Source organism: Brucella sp. GW823-FHT04E01 (assembly GCF_058796175.1).
The window spans coordinates 58,003-74,004 of sequence record NZ_JBXAIK010000003.1 but is presented as its reverse complement, the minus strand read 5'-3'; the positions used below and the strand labels follow the sequence as shown (position 1 = coordinate 74,004).

Genomic DNA, 16,002 nt, shown 5'->3' with positions numbered 1-16,002 from the left:
TGCTGTCATTGCTCTGAACACAAGAGCCTGAATCATAATGAACGTGACGATATCAGGCTCCGAGCGGCTAACCATGGCTTACTTTGTTTATAGTTCTCGGCGCATTTGGTAATTTTCCCTATCCTAAAATGAAATTCCGACAACGTTATTGCGATCTGATATAATAAGGAGTGCCTGACATTTTTCGGGCACATTTGTTGGTGAACAGCCGAGCTCTCTATCGCCACCATCCGGTGAAGCGTATGGGACGCCAACAAACAAAGGCTGGAGGCAACATGGTTCAATCAGCAGATGCCGTGCATAAAGCAGCGGCCGGACACATACCCGCATTTATAACACCCCCAGGTCAAGCCGATGTACTTTTGAACATCGTCATTATTTTTCTTATCTGCGTAGTATTCTTAACTGGTATTCTCTACCTGAGACTCCATGCTCTCCCCGAACACATCGCTCATCAGACGAACAAGATTCAGATTCAGCTTGTTGCTGTATTGGGCTTGATAGCGCTCTTCACCCACAATCAGCTCTTCTGGATTGCAGCTCTTTTGCTAGCAATGACGGATCTTCCAGACTTCCTGTCGCCGGTAACATCAATGGCAAGGTCTCTGCGTACCATTGCTCGGCGAGGACTTCACCTGACGATTCCGCCATCCGCCCCAACGACAGGCGATGATGTTTCGTCACAGACTGCATCACCGACGCCGCAAAATGTTGCCGCTTCGACAACCGCGCCCGACACCGGATTATCCCTCGATCAGAACAAAGAGGAGCAGAAATAATGTTCGAATTCCTGCTTTGTTCGATGATCACCATACTTCCAGATTATCTTTACCGTCGATTTGGCCAGGGAAAGCGAATTGGACACGAGATCACGATCTATTCCATGTGGTTTGAACTCAGATGGGGGATCACGGCGTGCCTCATCCTCACAATTTCCCTGATTACGATGATCTTCTATTACCATCCGTCTACATCTAACGTAACGGCTGCATTTCGAACCGTTACGATCCTTCCTGAAATAGGCGGACGTGTCGATGAGGTATATGTCTCGCGAAACCAGAAGGTAAAAGCCGGCGAGGCGCTCTTCAAGCTCGACGACAGCAAACAAAAAGCCGCGCTGGAAACAGCCCGGAAACGCATTGCAGAAATCGATGCGGAGATGGTTGTCGCCAAAAGCGATCTTGTCGCTGCCGACGCCCGTATCAAGCAAGGTGAGATAGCATTTGTTCAAGCACAGAACGATGTAAACACGCAGCTTGAACTGCAACGCCGCAACCCAAACATCGTCGCCCGCAAGGATATTGAACGTCTCCAGTCGATAGCCGATGGCAAAGGCAGCGAACTGGCAGCCGCAACCGCCAGCAAGCAGACGCTCGAAACCAAAATCACCTCATTACTTCCGGCGCAGAGGGCAAGCACCGAAGCTGCCGCCGCTCAGGCGGAAGTTGAACTTAATAAAACGATCGTGAAGGCGGGCGTTTCGGGAACCGTTCAACAGTTCACCCTGCGCGCAGGTGAAGTCGTCAATCCACTGCTCCGCCCTGCTGGCATACTGGTGCCAGAAACAGCAGGCCGAACGGCTCTTATCGCAGGATTCGGTCAGATTGAGGCACAAGTCATGAAGCCCGGCATGATTGCTGAAGCTACATGTATCGGAAAGCCGTTCACGATTATCCCTATGGTTGTAACCGAGGTGCAAGACGTTATCGCTGGCGGACAGGTACGCGCCAGCGATCAGTTGGTCGACATCCAGCAATTGGCGAAACCGGGAACAATCACAGTCACTCTGGAGCCTCTCTACGAAGGACAGCTTGCAGGCATACCCCCGGGTAGCAGTTGTGTGGCCAATGCCTACACGAGCAATCACGAGGAACTGCAATCCGGTGAAGCGGGTACGCTGCGGTCGATATTCCTGCATGCCGTCGACGCAACCGCGCTCGTTCATGCCATGATCCTGCGAATACAAGCCGTGATGATGCCAGTGCAGACCCTTGTGCTTTCTGGGCACTAATTCTCATCACATCGCCTATGAAACGGGGGGCCATCATGGCTCCCCGTTTTTCCCAGCTCACAGGCAGATCACGTCGCAGCAAAACGCTATTTCGCAGGTTTCTTGTGCTAAGCCGTCGCACATCAAGGTGAGCAGAACGAGTGAACTACAGGTAAAAGAGACCTAACTACACGACTTGATATGGATCGGTGTCTCCTCCGTCTTTCCAAGTTCAACACATTTTTGTTCCGAACAGAAAGTCCAGCCTCCAGTCGTCTTGCCGGAGGCAGCCAGAACAATTTCATGACGCGGAGGGATGGTTGGGTGATAGATATACCAACCGTCCTTAAGAACGGCATCGGCAGGTGGATCCATGCCTGCGCCAGAGCCTTTGATGCGAGCTTCTGACAATACCAAGCCCTGGGACGTAACATTCCAGAACTCCTGCCATGGCACTTTCTCAACGCTGTGCGTCCATGAAAGAACAAAGCTCGTGGCGGCGATTTTCAGTACGCCGCCAGCCGTCGCAATGCAGACCGCCATCAACCGGATGACGCGACGACGGAAGGTCGCGATCTCCAGAAATGCCATGCAAGGAAAGCTGCACAGGCAGCAAAACCGAGTTCATCGCTATAGGGATAGGTTGCGAGCATCAGCGCGATAGCGACGAAAGCCCATATGCGTTCCCACATGTTCAACGGCGTTCGAAGATGGCCGATAGCGGCTGCGCCCCATAGCAGAATACTGAGCAGTGCCTTGATGAACATATAGGCGAATGCAGGCCAGAACCCGAGCGTTTCCGAAAGAGGCCCTCCTTCCTGAAGCATGATGACCGGCTCGTACACCGCCATGAAAGGCACGGCAAAACCCGCAACCGCAATACGGATCGCCTGCATGCCGATCTTCATGCCGGACTCGCGCGCGATTGGCGCTGCCGCAAAAGCCGCAAGCGCAACAGGCGGCGTGAGATCAGCCATGATACCGAAATAGAAGACGAACATGTGCGATACCAGAAGCGGCACTTCCAGGTGAAGGAGTGCTGGGCCAGCGATCGAGGATGTGATGATGTAGTTTGGGATAGTCGGAATGCCCATACCGAGTACCAGACAGGCCAGCATGGTCAGCACCAGCGAGAAGAACAGTGAGTTTTCTCCAACGCTGACAATCACACGAGCGAAAGTAGACCCGGCTCCGGTAAGCGCCAGAATGCCAATGATGATGCCAACCAGCGCGCAGGCAACGCCCACGGGCAGCGCATTCTTGGCACCTTCCCCGAGGCTTTGAAGACACAGACTGAGCGTTTCCCGACCACCGCGCACCAGAAAATTTATCATGACCAGCAGCACAACGAGGGCGATGATCAGCGTAATACCGCGCAGGGCATAGCCGAAAATGTTGAAGGTCGTGCCGAAGGCTGCTGCTGACATGACGCCGAGCGCGACCCAGAACAGCACACGCAAAGGCATCGACATCGAGCCGGAAACCGGCACGCCGAGAATGATGAGCGCGGTCAGACTGAGGCCGACAGTGCCTGCAAAAAGTGGCGTATAGCCGGAGAAAAGGAGCCACACCAATGCGACGAGCGGCAGAACCAGAAACCAGCGTTTTCTGATTGCTTCGAGAGCGCTTGGCATTTCGCTTTTATTGAGGCCTTTCATCTTGAGGCGACGCGCCTCAAGGTCAACCATCACGAAGACAGTTATGAAGTAGAGAATAGCAGGTACGATTGCCGCTTTGACGATCTCAACATAAGGCAGACCCAGCGTTTCAGCCATGATGAAAGCAACCGCCCCCATGACCGGGGGCATGATCTGGCCACCCATCGACGCAACGGCTTCGACACCACCCGCGAATGCCGGGCGGAAACCGGAGCGCTTCATGAGCGGAATGGTGAAAGCGCCTGTGGTCACAACATTGGCGACACCGGAACCGTTGATCGTTCCCATCAAGGCTGACGAAATCACCGAAACTTTTGCAGGGCCGCCACGCGACGCGCCAACCGTTCCCATGGCAATGTCATTGAAGAGTTGGATCATGCCCGCGCGTTCGAGAAATGCGCCGAACAGAATGAAAAGGAAAATATAGCTCGATGAGACATAGATCGGCGTGCCGTAAATTCCTTCTGTTCCCAGAAAGAGAACTTCGACCACCTGCTCGAAATCATATCCGCGATGGTTGAACGGGTGCGGGAGATATTGTCCGAACAAGCCGTAAGCCAGAAAGATCGCGCAGATGAGAGGTAAGGTCCAACCCATCATCTTTTTTCCCGCCCAGAAGACGAGAGCGACCACGAGAATGCCGATTATGATATCCGGCGTGTTGGGTTCGCCAGCCCGGATCACCAGGTCTTCGTAGAAAACCCAATGATAAAGACTGAGCACGAAAGCAACGATGGCCGCCAGCCAGAAGGCCGCTCGCTTTGCAGCGACTGTGCTCGCATTGGCGTAAAGGCCGAAGAGAAGCAGAAGCAGAAATCCGACATGGACGGAGCGGACCACCTGACTTGGCAGTGGTGAATAAGCGGAAGTCCAAAGCTGGAAAACCGAAAAAGCCACGGCGATGGCAAACAGGACTTTTGCGCCTGTGCCTGTGCCCCAGGCGGGAATATGCTCGGCCGATTCTACGGCGCTGTTCTCGCTCTGCGTCATGAACGAACCTTCATCAGATTGTGCATTTAAAATGAACAGTTAAGGGAGCGATCCGATTAACAAGGATCGGACACCGTCTGTCAGAAAAAGGAAGGAACCCGGGATTGTCACCCGGGTACCAACCGCCGCGCAGGATTGCTGCCAGCCTATTCGATGCCTTTTTCCTTGTAGTAACGCAGAGCACCGGGATGAACCGGAACAGGTGACACGATGGTGCTTTTATCGAGCTTGATTGCCTTTGCGGAAGAATGGGCGGCAGTTAGCTGGTCGAGATTTTCGAATAGCCCCTTGGTCATCTGGTAAACCAGTTCTTCATCCATATCGGGGCGAACGATCAGATAGTTGATCACGGAAGCTGTCACGACATCCTTGTCCTGCCCGCTATAGGTATTCGCCGGGATCGTGTTGACCTGATACGGCGCGCCGATTTTCTCGATAACGTCTGCCGGAACCTCAACCACATTGATGTCCACGGAATTGGCAAGATCGCGCAGCGAGGCGACGCCAAGTCCGGAAGATTGCAAGGTTGCATCCAATTGGCGGTTCTTCATCAGCTCGACGGATTCCGCGAAGGGCAGATATTCGATCTTGCCGAGATCATCATAGGAAAGTCCGGCAGCCCCCAGAATGGTGCGCGCATTGAGTTCGGTTCCCGATTTCGGTGCACCGACGGACAAACGCTTTCCTTTGAGATCAGCCAATGTCTTGATGCCGGATTCCTTGGAGGCGACGATCTGCACATAATTCGGATAGATTGCCGCAAGCGTGCTCAGATTGGTGAGCTTCTTTTTAAAACCGGCTGCTTCATTGCCTTCATAGGCATCGCGCAGGGAATCGCCCAGCGTGAACGCCACTTCACCCCGGCCGCTGTTGATGAGATTGATATTCTCAATGGATGCTTTCGTCGCCTGAACCGAGGGACGCACATCAGGAATGCTCGAATAGATTTTTTCCATAGCGACGCCGAGCGGGTAGTAGACGCCACTGGTGCCACCGGTCAGAATATTTACAAACTCCTCGGCTTTCGCTTGAGCAGCACCGAACACAAGCCCCAATGCGGTAGCCAGAGAAACAGTCGTTTTCCGATTAAAGATTTGCATATTTCCTCCTCACTCCAATAGATTTTGCCATGGTGCAGACACCACGACTAAGCGGGAAGTTTTTGCAGATTACTTCCCCCACTGCATTTCATAAGGTCCTCCCACGGAACTGCGAAGACGCTAACGCATTCTGGGGAGAATCCAAAATGTTTTTGACCGTTATTGCCCAGTGAGTTTAATTCACCATGTTTGCTTTGAAGACGACGAGGTTCTGCCACCGTTATGCAGAGCGCACGGCAAAGCCGTGTTTCAACCAAGATCAAAGCCCACTCGTCCGGGGCTAGCAGTTAACTCGCCAGTGAGAGGTCTGTTACTGGTTCAAACCAGGATAGAAGCTGTCCGCTTTCAGGTCTTACCATTTGAGTAAAACGCGCCCGCCAATCATGCCCAAAAAACCCATGATTGCGATGCCGAGCGTATACCAGATTGCAATAAACGGCATTCCGGATTCCGGACAGTGTAGTGAATAGATAAGAACTCCTACGGCGCCAGCAACGATACCGGCGACAAGACCGGTCAGAGCAGGATCGGCCGGAGCAAGCCGCCGCATGGCAGTAAGCAGAAACCCGAGCATGGGAAGAGCGATGAGAACAATCAACCATGGACAGACCAACGCCGTCCGCCCCCATATCAACACCTCTGCTTGTCCGGGCTCGGCGTTCAGCAGCTGGATTGATGCAGCGCCTGCAAGACAAGCCAGAAGTATGGCCAGCGGCAACCAGTGCAATCCCGTGCGAACGGGCCGCGACAAGGTGAATAATGCGGGGATCAGTATCAATAAAAGCAGGACTGCGTAGCCGAATTTCATCCAATAGGCTGTCGTCGTCATCGCCAACAACAAATCGTGACGCACGCCAAGGAAAACCAGCATAATCGCAAGCCCGCCTACAATGCCTCCCGTCGCATAGCGCAAGAAAAGCTGGCGCATTGCGTGAGGGCCAACCGGTTTGACATCTGCTGTCAGCTTGTCGATCAGATCATCGGTCATGCCCTTTGCCTCCAAATCTTTGCGCTATTGTTGCAAGACCGCGGTGGATGGCGACTTTGACCGCGCTCTGGCTCAAGCCGGTGTCACGTGCGGCTTCATCTATGGATTGTCCCTCGATTTTTACTTTGCGGATCAAACCTGCCGTGCGTTCGGAAACACCGCTCAACATCCGGTCCACATCCATGCGCGCATCGGCGGCTTCAGCATCATCGGACACGGGAACATCCTCTTCCAGAGGTGTAGCAGTCTCACGCCCGTGACGGCGTAGATGATCGACAAGCTTGTGATGTGCAATTCCATTCACCCAGGGTAGAAACGCCATGCCCCGATCATAGGTTATGCGTCGGGTATGGATCGCCAGCAAAGTCTCCTGAATAAGGTCCTCCGCTTGCGATTTATCGCCGAAAAGACGCCGCAGAAAATAAGGTTTCAGTCGGCGCGACAGATCCTCAAGCAAGGTCCGATAGGCTGCCTTGTCTCCGTCGAGCGCCAATATCATCAGTTTTTTCAACCTCTCTTCGTTCGAATAGGTCAGGTTACAACTCCCAATCACCGGCATATTCGTGAAAGAAGCGGAAAAGGTTACATCTTCCAATGAGGTGATCACATCGCCGTGATCGGTGTAACCATTTGCCTCTGCCTGTCGAAACTCCTCCCGTTACGCGCCGCTGGCGCCCAGATGAACAGGAGTATCGTCATGACCATCAAACAGAACATCATCGTCCTTCCGGCGCTCGCCCTGCTTGCCGCTATATCTTTCACGCCGGTTTCTTTCGCGCAAGACGCGATGAAAACCGACACCATGAAGTCTGACACTATGAAGAAGGATTCCATGGGCAAGCATGACGCCATGAAAGGTGACGCCATGCATAGCGATACAAAAAAGAAAATGAAGAAACATGACGACAAAGCGATGAAGAGCGATGCCATGAAACAGGACGCAATGCAGTCCGACTCCATGAAGAAGCCACAGTAATTGTTCTGGCCCGCCAGTCTTCCCTCACGATTGGCGGGCAAATTACCGGAGCGCAACATCATGAAACAGCTCGTCTATCGCCAGCGTCTGCTGACGCGTCTCACACACTGGATTTGGGCTGCAAGCCTCTTCTTTCTGCTGCTGTCCGGGCTGCAGATATTCAATGCGCACCCCACACTCTATCTCGGCAACGAATCCGGTTTCGACTATGATAATGCCATTCTGGCAATTTATGCCGTCGAGGGCGAAAGCGGCCCTGAAGGTCGTGTCGATATCTTGGGCAAAAGCTTCCAGACAACCGGTTTTCTCGGCGTATCGGGAGCCACAGGCGCTCCCGACTATCAGGCATTTCCCCCAGCGTTGACCATTCCGTCCTATCGCGATCTGGCAACCGGACGTGTGGTTCACTTCTTCTTCGCCTGGGTTCTGGTGGGCACGCTCATGCTATGGTTGATCGGCAGTGTTCTGAACAGGCATCTGAAGAACGAGCTACTGCCATCTGCATTGGAAATAAAGAGCCTGCCCGGCGATTTTCTCAACCATCTAAAATTTCGTTTCCAGCATGGGAAAACATACAATCCTATGCAGAAACTGACCTATTGCATGGTATTTTTCGGCCTTTTCCCGATGGTTATAATTACGGGGCTGGCCATGTCTCCCGGCATGGATGCCGTACTGCCGCTGACGGAATGGCTCGGCGGACGCCAGACAGCCCGCACTCTTCATTTTGTAGCCGTTTTCCTGCTTTGCGCATTCGTCGTCATTCATATCGTGATGGTGCTTGCGGCAGGTCCGTTCAACGAAATGCGATCGATGATTTCCGGTTGGTATCGCGCCGATCTTCCGAAAAAAGACGAGGACAGGCACCCATGAGCAAGCTGAATCTTTCCAGACGACAGTTCCTAACTTTTTCCGGAGCCGCAGCCTCTTCCATTATGTTGAGCGGTTGTGATGCTTTCGATTTTGTCGGCAACAACGAAAGCGCTACGCGGCAAGTCCTCGAAAAGGCGAACGATCTGACCTACCTCATTCAACGGCAACTGCAGGGACATAATGCACTTGCAAGGGAGTATGGGGAAAGCGAGCTGCGTCAGGGTCAAAAACCGAATGGTGAAACCAATCCTGCGACGGAAGAATATGAAGCACTTCGCGCAGCCGATTTCTCAGACTATGTTTTGCAGGTAACAGGTCTCGTGGAAAAACCGACAAGTTTTTCGCTGGAGCAACTGCGCAACATGCCAGGGCGCACCCAGATCACCCGCCACGACTGCGTGGAAGGCTGGAGTACAATCGCCAAATGGACAGGCGTCCCCTTGAGCCAGATTCTCGATGTGACACGCCCCACGCCATCCGCGCGCTTTGTCGTCTTCCACTGCTTCGATAGGGTAGACGGCGCGAAAGGAGCAGCGTCATTTTACGGCAGCATAGATCTCATCGACGCCCGTCATCCGCAGACTATTTTGGCATATGGTCTCAATGATCGTGTCCTGCCGGTAGAAAACGGAGCTCCGCTTCGTCTGCGCGTAGAGAGACAACTCGGATACAAGATGAGCAAATACATCAAGTCGATTGAGCTTGTCTCAAGCTTTGCGGCCATTCAAGGTGGGAAAGGTGGTTACTGGGAGGACTATGGCTATGACTGGTATGGTGGAATATGAGCCTTTGAAATGCCCGGCTCCGGTGCTGGTTAAACGCAGATATTCCGAGTGGAATAAGCACTTTCCGCACTGGAACAAAGCGGCCACTAATTATTTTGGATCTTCGTGACCGGATTATCAGCCCCCAAAGCACGCTTCACCGCTGCACGCGCCGACGCCAGATCCGGCATGACCCAGTTCGGCTCGCTACCAAGAAACTTATCAAGAAATGCTATCGCATAACCCGGCATTTCCGAGACGTTTTCCTTGTAAGACCACCATGTCCGCAGCTCATCAGCACACTGATCGATATCCGGAACAGTACCGAATTCCTGCTCCTGCACAGCAGCAATCGCGCAGATACAGTAGTTTGTGTAGAGAAAACCTTCTGGCCAGAAGCTGACGATTTCGTAAAGACGCGCGGCATCGTCTGCAGCGTGCTTTGGCGGCGAAACGACCTTCGCAGGTGACAAGCGGATCAGCTCTCGCAACACAAGGCCCGCAGCAAAGGTGATGAAATCCTTACGATCCACCTTGGCGAAACGCTTGTTCTGATTAACGAGCTCCACCCAGTTCAGGAAGGCTTCTGTGAGCTTCTTTTCATCAATCTCATATTCGACGCCATAAAGCTCATGCAGTAAGCTCGCATGTTTACGGAACGTCGCCCTGAACCAACGCAGCTGGCGCAGTCGATGACGCAAATCTGGCATCGATGCCATTTGTTCTCTGAGTAGCAAATCCATGTTGCGAGCGGCCTCCCGTTTACAAACGACATTATGCGAAACCGATTGCAATGTCAGTCGTCATTCGTCTTCATTTGCTGACAAAATTATACATATTGACATTCAAGAAGACAAATGTTCTCTATTTACTGAAGGACGAACTCGGAAAATATCCTATTCGTCCTTCGTGGGAGGAGAACAAAATGGCTATCTGGCAATGGGCTTTGCTGGCGCTCGCCTTGCTTTGGGGCTTTCAGTCTCTGGGCGTCTGGTTTCAGATGCGTCACTATTCCGATGTGATGAAAGGCATCACCTCGAAATATTCTGACGGCTTTGTCGGCGCGGGTCATGTGCGAGGCCGCTTCGGCAGAGGCGTTATTGTTTTGCTCGTCGTAGACCGCAATTTGGTGGTGCGACGCTTCCTGCAAATGAGCGGACGAACAGTTTTTGCAAAATTCAGCCGCCGCGAAGGCTTTGAGGGCATGCGCCTCAGCGAGTTGCAGGACAATCCCGCAATTGGAGAAGGAACGCCTGAAGTGGTGGCTGCTGCCAAGCAGGCGATAGAGCAGATCGGTCGCATAAGAGATCAATCCGATGGGATCGAACTCGAAGGTCTGAAGGCAGTGGGAGCATAGGAGTTGCTTGCCTGAAACAAGCAATCGAGGAGGAGCAATGTCGATAGTGACGATGTTGGCACAACATGCCGACGTAACAATGCAATCTATACATATGGCCGGCAGCATGATTTCCGATGCGGCCCTGCATGGCAAACATGCTGCAGAGCACGCGGGAAATGATCTTCTGCAGCTTGCGCAAGCAACAACCACCGCGCCAGCCGATGTCGGCAGCGGCGGAATTACCGTTGATCAGTTCAAGGAACGCCTTCAGAACGTCCAGCAAGAAGAACAGCTGGGCTGGCTTGCTTCAATCGGCAAGCATTTCATTGGCGTCTTCCAGAAGGGCGGCGAAGTTTTTGCCGGGTTTGTAACGGGTATTATTCCGACGCTCGTCGTGCTGATGACCGCCTTCTATGCCGTAACCGAACTGGTCGGTGAAAAGCGCGTCCACGGCATTGCCCGCAGCGCCGGACGTATCGCGCTTACCCGCTATACGGTTCTGCCGGTTCTTTCGGTGTTCTTCCTGACCAACCCGATGGCCTACACATTCGGGTCGTTTCTGGACGAAAAATACAAGCCCGCCTTCTATGACGCGGCTGTTTCCTATGTTCATCCGCCACTGGGTCTCTTCCCGCATATCAATCCGGGCGAATACTTTGTCTGGGGCGGCGTGCTCGTTGCACTTCTCGAACTTGAGAAGAAGGGCGCAGTTCCAACGGGTTATCACATCAACGTCGCCATCTGGTACGCCATCGTTGGTCTCGTCGTGATCCTCCTTAAAGGCATGCTCACAGAACGCATCACCGCCATCATGGCGCGGCGTCAAGGCATTGAGCTTTAAGCGGGAATTGGGGAGGACGACATGGTAAAGACCTATAAGGCAGTTAAAATTTCCCGCGGCTCAAATGGCTGGGGCGGTCCGCTTGTCATTCAGCCGACAGAGCAACGCAACAAGGTGGTTTCGGTCACTGGCGGCGGCATTCATCCGCTTGCACGCCGGATTGCCGAATTGACCGGAGCAGAGGCCGTTGATGGCTTCCGCTCACCACCAATTGAAAGCGAAATGGCAGTCGTGGTTGTCGATTGTGGCGGCACTGCCCGCTGCGGCGTCTATCCGCGCAAGCGCATTCCAACGGTAAACATCACACCGGTTGGACAATCCGGGCCACTGGCGCAGTTCATCACCGAGGACATTTACGTGTCAGGTGTGAAGCCGGAAGACATCGTTTCTGCTGACGGCTCGACCGCCGCTGCCCCTGCAGTTGCCGCAGTTGAAGAAGAGCCTGCACCGGTAGAACAGCCGAGCGAAGGCGGCTTGGTCGGACTGATCAGCAGTATCGGTCGTGTCATGGGCCGTGTGGTTGGTATCTTCTTCCAGGCGGGGCGCCGCACAATCGATCAGGTTATCCGTAACGTTTTGCCATTCATGGCATTCGTGACCATGCTGATCGGTCTGATCCTCTATACAGGCATTGGCGATATTCTTGCCCAGCCGCTTGGACCGCTAGCCAATAATATTGTCGGCTTGCTCGTCCTTTCCGCCATCTGCGGCTTGCCGTTCCTGTCCCCAATCCTCGGACCGGGCGCGGTTATCGCGCAGGTCGTCGGCGTGGCGATCATAGGACCGCAGATCGCCAACGGCACAATCGCTCCGGCCATGGCCCTGCCTGCGCTCTTTGCCTACAACACGCAGGTCGGTTGTGACTTCGTGCCGGTTGGTCTCGCGCTCGGTGAGGCGAAACCCAAGACAATCGAAATTGGTGTTCCGGCAGTTCTGATCAGCCGTCAGATCATGGGGCCACTTTCGGTCCTGATCGCATGGGTTGTCAGCCTCGCAGTGCTTTAAGACGTTCAGCCTGTCGCAGCAAAAGCGGCGGCAGGCAATCTCCCAAACATCTGCAATGTCGATGTCCCCTGATCACTATTTCCGGGCATCGAAGACCATACCAAGAAAGGACCGCCTCTATGTCGATACATCTGAAAACGCGGATCACCGCGATCGGCCCGGAAGTTGCGGATCTCGCTGAAGGCGGCGTTCTCATTCTTTTTGCAGATGGGTCGCCACCTGAACTCGCTGAAGTTTCCGTAATGCATGTCGTGGAAGAAGGCCCGGAAGCGGCCGCACCTGCTGTCGGAGCCCGCATCACCATCGGCTCGCTCAACGCAGAAATCACTGCTGTCGGTGATAGCGCCTGGCAAAAAGTACGCGAAATCGGCCACGTCGTTATTTCGTTTACGGGCGCACAATCGACAGATCGTCCAGGCGAAATTTGCGCTACTGAAATCGTCGGCGAAGAGCTTGTCGCTGCTCTCAAAGAAGGGCAGATTATCACCATTGGCGGCTGAATCTGGCCATCATTGGATTTGGAATTACGTGTTAAAACAGATAATTGGAACAAGTTTCGACATTTAAAATGTTGGAATGTTTCAGATGTTGCTTTGAGGCTTATATAAATGGAACGCTCGACTATCGTCCGGGTGCATGAAGGGCTGCATGCGCGCCCCGCCACCCGCTTCGTTAAACTGGCCAAAGGTTTTGAAAGTGACATCGAAATCGCCAAGGCCGGAAAAAGCGTAAGTGCCAAAAGCTCCGTCAAGCTGATGCTGCTTGGTGTGAAAGAGCTTGATGAAGTGACCGTTCGTGCCGATGGTGCCGATGCCATTGAAGCCATCGAAGCTTTGATTGGCTATCTGGAAAACCCGCAAGCTGGTCTTGAAGAGGCCGCTGCACCCACTGCTACCCCTCAAGCAGAAACCACGCCGCCAGCCGCTACTCAGCCTGCGATTTCGATAAAGCTGCCCACGGGTCAGATAAAAGGCATTGGTGCGAGCGAAGGCATCTCATTGGGTACTGCGTTTCCGTTTTTTCCTGAAGAAATCAAGCCGTTGGGCCGGAAGCTTGCAGCATCTGAAATAGACACCGAGATTGCCCATTTTAAGTCGGCTATCGCGACGGTACAGCAACGCATGGATGCTTCGCTCTCCAGCGGCAACCTCGCTGACGCTGACAGAGGCATCATTGCGGCATTAAAGGATATTGCTGCGGATGATAGCCTGACCGACGAAGCACTTGGGCTCATTCGAGATGGTTTAGATGCCATTTCGGCGATGCTTGCTGCAGCTTCCACGGTTGCCGGGCAGTTTGCGGCACTCGACGATCACTATCTTAATGCACGTGCAGATGATGTGCATGCCGTCAGTCGCCAGATCTGTCTTGCACTTCTCGGCAAGGAAGATATCAATCTGGAAGGCTTGCCGGAAGGATCGGTGCTTATTGCCGAAGACATCGGCGCCTGGGATCTGGCACGTGCACCGCTCAAAAAAATCAAAGGTGTTGTCTGCGGACATGGCGGCGCCACATCGCATGTTGCGATCATCGCCCGCACGCATGGCATTCCGGCTGTTCTTGGCCTGGGGAGTGCAATCCATGAGCTCGAGAATGCAAAGACCGTAGCAGTGGACGGAACGTTCGGCATCGTTCATGCCGATCCAGACCTGGCTATCCGCAACGAAATCGAAGCGCGTATTTCCAAAGCAATGCAGGAAAAGCAGGCTCTGGATGCTTATCGCTCGATCACGCCGCGTCGCGCAGATGGAAATATTATCGAAGTTGCCGCCAATATGGGCGCACTTGAGGAGATCGACGTCGCGCTCGAAGCCGGCGCCATGGGGGTTGGTCTTTTCCGCACTGAGCTTCTCTTCATGAAGCATATTCATCTGCCGTCCGAAGACATGCAGGCCGAAACCTATTCGGCGCTTCTCAAAGCATTTGCACCACATTCGGTTATTGTCCGGACGCTCGATATCGGTGGCGATAAGCCCATTGCAGGCATCGAGTTTCCCGAGGAAGAAAACCCTTTCCTTGGCTGGCGCGGCATTCGCATGTGTCTGGATCGTTTGGATGTATTCAAGCCGCAGTTGCGCGCATTGCTGCGCGCAGCAGTCAATGGTAACCTCAAGGTGATGCTGCCGATGGTCTCGGATGTCGGAGAAATTCGCGCAACCAAACGACTGATCGCAGAATGCATCAGCGAACTTACAAACGAAGGTAAAGCTTTCGCCCAGTTCGACCTTGGCGTTATGATTGAGACACCGGCGGCTGTTTTTGCCGCCAGAGAACTCGCAAAAGAAGCGGCTTTCTTCTCCATCGGCACCAATGATCTCACGCAGTATGTGATGGCTGCGGATCGGCTCAATCCAACCGTTGCGAAGCTCAACGACGTAAGCCACCCGGCTGTCATGGCGGCAATCGAGATGACCGCAAAGGCGGGTACCGAAGCAGGCATCATGGTGGGCATGTGCGGCGAAGCTGCAGGAAAGCCGGAACTCATCGGCGAATTCCTGCGCATGGGACTGACCGAGCTCAGCATGAGTCCGGCTTCAATTCCCCGCGCAAAAAAGCTGATCGCAGATATGTTTGGAAACTAAACTTCATCTGCGACGCATCTATAAAACAAAGCCCGGATCATCGTATCCGGGCTTTGTTTTATGGCAGGTGTGCAATCAAGGTCTGGAACAGATTTTCGAGCTGTGGATGATCTCGATCTTCAGCAGCCTGCATCAGACGCTCATGTCTTGCGTCCAAAGCCAGAATGGCGCTCTCAAGTGGGTCAATTCCTTCCAGGTCGCCAGCTTTCGCTGTGGCCAGTCCGCATGCCAGGCCAACAGCAGCGAAACACATTGTTTCGAATTTACGTAAAGCCTGCGGATCGCAATGGCCATCCAATGAAATAAAACGAACCGGCTTTTCCGCAAGAAGCTCGAAAAACATGGCCGTGATGGCCTTGGCCGTTTCGGCTACTTTTTTGTCGCCCGCCTCGGCGGCAACCGCGCTCTTCAAGAGAGCTCCATGTTTGCGCATTACTTTTGCATGCACGGTGACAAACACAGCTTCCTGAATCAGCACATTCTGCAACTGATGGCGGCGGAGCACTTCCTTCGTGAGATAGTACATATCCTTGCGGAACGCGCGCCCACCTTCAGCTCCTGCGCCGAAATAAACCGACAGGCTTCTCACATGCGGCGCACTGTTATGAACATTCGGGTTCGATGAAATCAACGAAATGGAGATTGTTTCAGCTGTGGTCAGCGCCTTGTCCATCATGCTCGCAGCATGTCCAAGCAACAGTTCCGGCGACACGATTTCACCCGGCCGGGAAGCGGCTTGTTCGCCCTGCAAACTTTCATGACGATTGCGGCGAATCATATATCGAACCTCACGCAGCCGGTCTTTCAGATTGACTGCAATTTCTTCCGAAAGAATGCGTAGCATGTTCATTTTCCTTAACCGAAGCGCCACCGGAACAGCCTGGACAGAGCACATG

17 protein-coding genes are annotated in these 16,002 nt (G+C 53.5%); 10 read left to right on the top strand and 7 right to left on the bottom strand.

Translation table 11 applies throughout. The features are described from left to right. Window positions 1-242 precede the first annotated feature (242 nt). Complete coding sequence (locus AC1RHM_RS10710; RefSeq protein WP_010659277.1) at window positions 243-779, top strand: hypothetical protein; 537 nt, start codon at window positions 243-245, stop codon at window positions 777-779. Next, window positions 779-2,011 carry an HlyD family secretion protein gene (locus AC1RHM_RS10705; protein ID WP_010659278.1) on the top strand — a complete coding sequence of 411 codons (1,233 nt, stop codon included), beginning with the start codon at window positions 779-781 and terminating at the stop codon, window positions 2,009-2,011. The genes AC1RHM_RS10710 and AC1RHM_RS10705 overlap by 1 nt, the downstream gene beginning before the upstream one ends. A 162-nt stretch (window positions 2,012-2,173) precedes the next feature. Here AC1RHM_RS10705 and AC1RHM_RS10700 read toward each other — a convergent pair whose 3' ends face one another. The 5 genes from AC1RHM_RS10700 to AC1RHM_RS10680 form a co-directional block, all read right to left on the bottom strand. Further along, window positions 2,174-2,533, bottom strand: coding sequence for a DUF1850 domain-containing protein (locus AC1RHM_RS10700; protein WP_012093428.1), 360 nt, complete (start codon window positions 2,531-2,533; stop codon window positions 2,174-2,176). Continuing rightward, window positions 2,533-4,638: a TRAP transporter permease gene (locus tag AC1RHM_RS10695; protein WP_010659280.1), complete on the bottom strand. Its 2,106-nt coding sequence runs from the start codon at window positions 4,636-4,638 to the stop codon at window positions 2,533-2,535. The genes AC1RHM_RS10700 and AC1RHM_RS10695 overlap by 1 nt, the downstream gene beginning before the upstream one ends. A 146-nt stretch (window positions 4,639-4,784) precedes the next feature. Then, on the bottom strand, window positions 4,785-5,738 hold the full coding sequence (locus AC1RHM_RS10690; protein ID WP_010659281.1) for a TAXI family TRAP transporter solute-binding subunit: 954 nt from the start codon (window positions 5,736-5,738) through the stop codon (window positions 4,785-4,787). A 352-nt stretch (window positions 5,739-6,090) separates the two neighbouring features. Beyond that, complete coding sequence (locus AC1RHM_RS10685; protein ID WP_010659282.1) at window positions 6,091-6,726, bottom strand: NrsF family protein; 636 nt, start codon at window positions 6,724-6,726, stop codon at window positions 6,091-6,093. Next, window positions 6,716-7,225: a sigma-70 family RNA polymerase sigma factor gene (locus tag AC1RHM_RS10680; protein WP_029376017.1), complete on the bottom strand. Its 510-nt coding sequence runs from the start codon at window positions 7,223-7,225 to the stop codon at window positions 6,716-6,718. Before AC1RHM_RS10680 ends, AC1RHM_RS10685 begins: the two co-directional genes overlap by 11 nt. A 198-nt stretch (window positions 7,226-7,423) precedes the next feature. Here AC1RHM_RS10680 and AC1RHM_RS10675 point away from each other — a divergent pair, with 198 nt between their 5' ends. Genes AC1RHM_RS10675 through AC1RHM_RS10665 form a run of 3 tightly spaced genes read left to right on the top strand, consistent with a single transcriptional unit; the run spans window position 7,424 to window position 9,360 of the window. After that, window positions 7,424-7,702, top strand: a complete 279-nt coding sequence (locus AC1RHM_RS10675; protein WP_029926454.1) for a pentapeptide MXKDX repeat protein — start codon at window positions 7,424-7,426, stop codon at window positions 7,700-7,702. Between the two features lie 60 nt (window positions 7,703-7,762). Further along, on the top strand, window positions 7,763-8,575 hold the full coding sequence (locus AC1RHM_RS10670; protein WP_010659285.1) for a cytochrome b/b6 domain-containing protein: 813 nt from the start codon (window positions 7,763-7,765) through the stop codon (window positions 8,573-8,575). Next, a complete protein-coding gene (locus AC1RHM_RS10665) occupies window positions 8,572-9,360 on the top strand; it encodes a molybdopterin-dependent oxidoreductase (RefSeq protein ID WP_010659286.1) in 789 nt (262 codons plus the stop codon). Before AC1RHM_RS10670 ends, AC1RHM_RS10665 begins: the two co-directional genes overlap by 4 nt. Before the next feature lie 86 nt (window positions 9,361-9,446). On the opposite strand, the gene AC1RHM_RS10660 is transcribed toward AC1RHM_RS10665, so the two are convergent. Next, window positions 9,447-10,082, bottom strand: a complete 636-nt coding sequence (locus tag AC1RHM_RS10660) for a hypothetical protein (RefSeq protein ID WP_029376018.1) — start codon at window positions 10,080-10,082, stop codon at window positions 9,447-9,449. A gap of 182 nt (window positions 10,083-10,264) precedes the next feature. Between AC1RHM_RS10660 and AC1RHM_RS10655 the strand changes: the two genes are divergently transcribed. From AC1RHM_RS10655 to ptsP, 5 genes are all read left to right on the top strand, one after another. After that, window positions 10,265-10,696, top strand: a complete 432-nt coding sequence (locus tag AC1RHM_RS10655; protein WP_029376019.1) for a transcriptional regulator GutM — start codon at window positions 10,265-10,267, stop codon at window positions 10,694-10,696. 37 nt (window positions 10,697-10,733) lie between these two features. Beyond that, entirely contained in the window at window positions 10,734-11,519 is a 786-nt protein-coding gene (srlA, locus tag AC1RHM_RS10650) for a PTS glucitol/sorbitol transporter subunit IIC (RefSeq protein WP_029376020.1), read from the top strand. A 21-nt stretch (window positions 11,520-11,540) separates the two neighbouring features. Continuing rightward, on the top strand, window positions 11,541-12,524 hold the full coding sequence (gene srlE / locus AC1RHM_RS10645; RefSeq protein ID WP_010659290.1) for a PTS glucitol/sorbitol transporter subunit IIB: 984 nt from the start codon (window positions 11,541-11,543) through the stop codon (window positions 12,522-12,524). A 119-nt stretch (window positions 12,525-12,643) separates the two neighbouring features. Beyond that, the gene (locus tag AC1RHM_RS10640) at window positions 12,644-13,024 is read left to right on the top strand and encodes a PTS glucitol/sorbitol transporter subunit IIA (RefSeq protein ID WP_010659291.1); all 381 of its coding nucleotides are present in this window, start codon (window positions 12,644-12,646) and stop codon (window positions 13,022-13,024) included. A gap of 108 nt (window positions 13,025-13,132) precedes the next feature. Then, window positions 13,133-15,106, top strand: a complete 1,974-nt coding sequence (gene ptsP / locus AC1RHM_RS10635; protein ID WP_105529170.1) for a phosphoenolpyruvate--protein phosphotransferase — start codon at window positions 13,133-13,135, stop codon at window positions 15,104-15,106. A 58-nt stretch (window positions 15,107-15,164) separates the two neighbouring features. Here ptsP and AC1RHM_RS10630 read toward each other — a convergent pair whose 3' ends face one another. Beyond that, window positions 15,165-15,950, bottom strand: coding sequence for a hypothetical protein (locus AC1RHM_RS10630; protein WP_010659293.1), 786 nt, complete (start codon window positions 15,948-15,950; stop codon window positions 15,165-15,167). Between the last annotated feature and the right edge of the window lie 52 nt (window positions 15,951-16,002).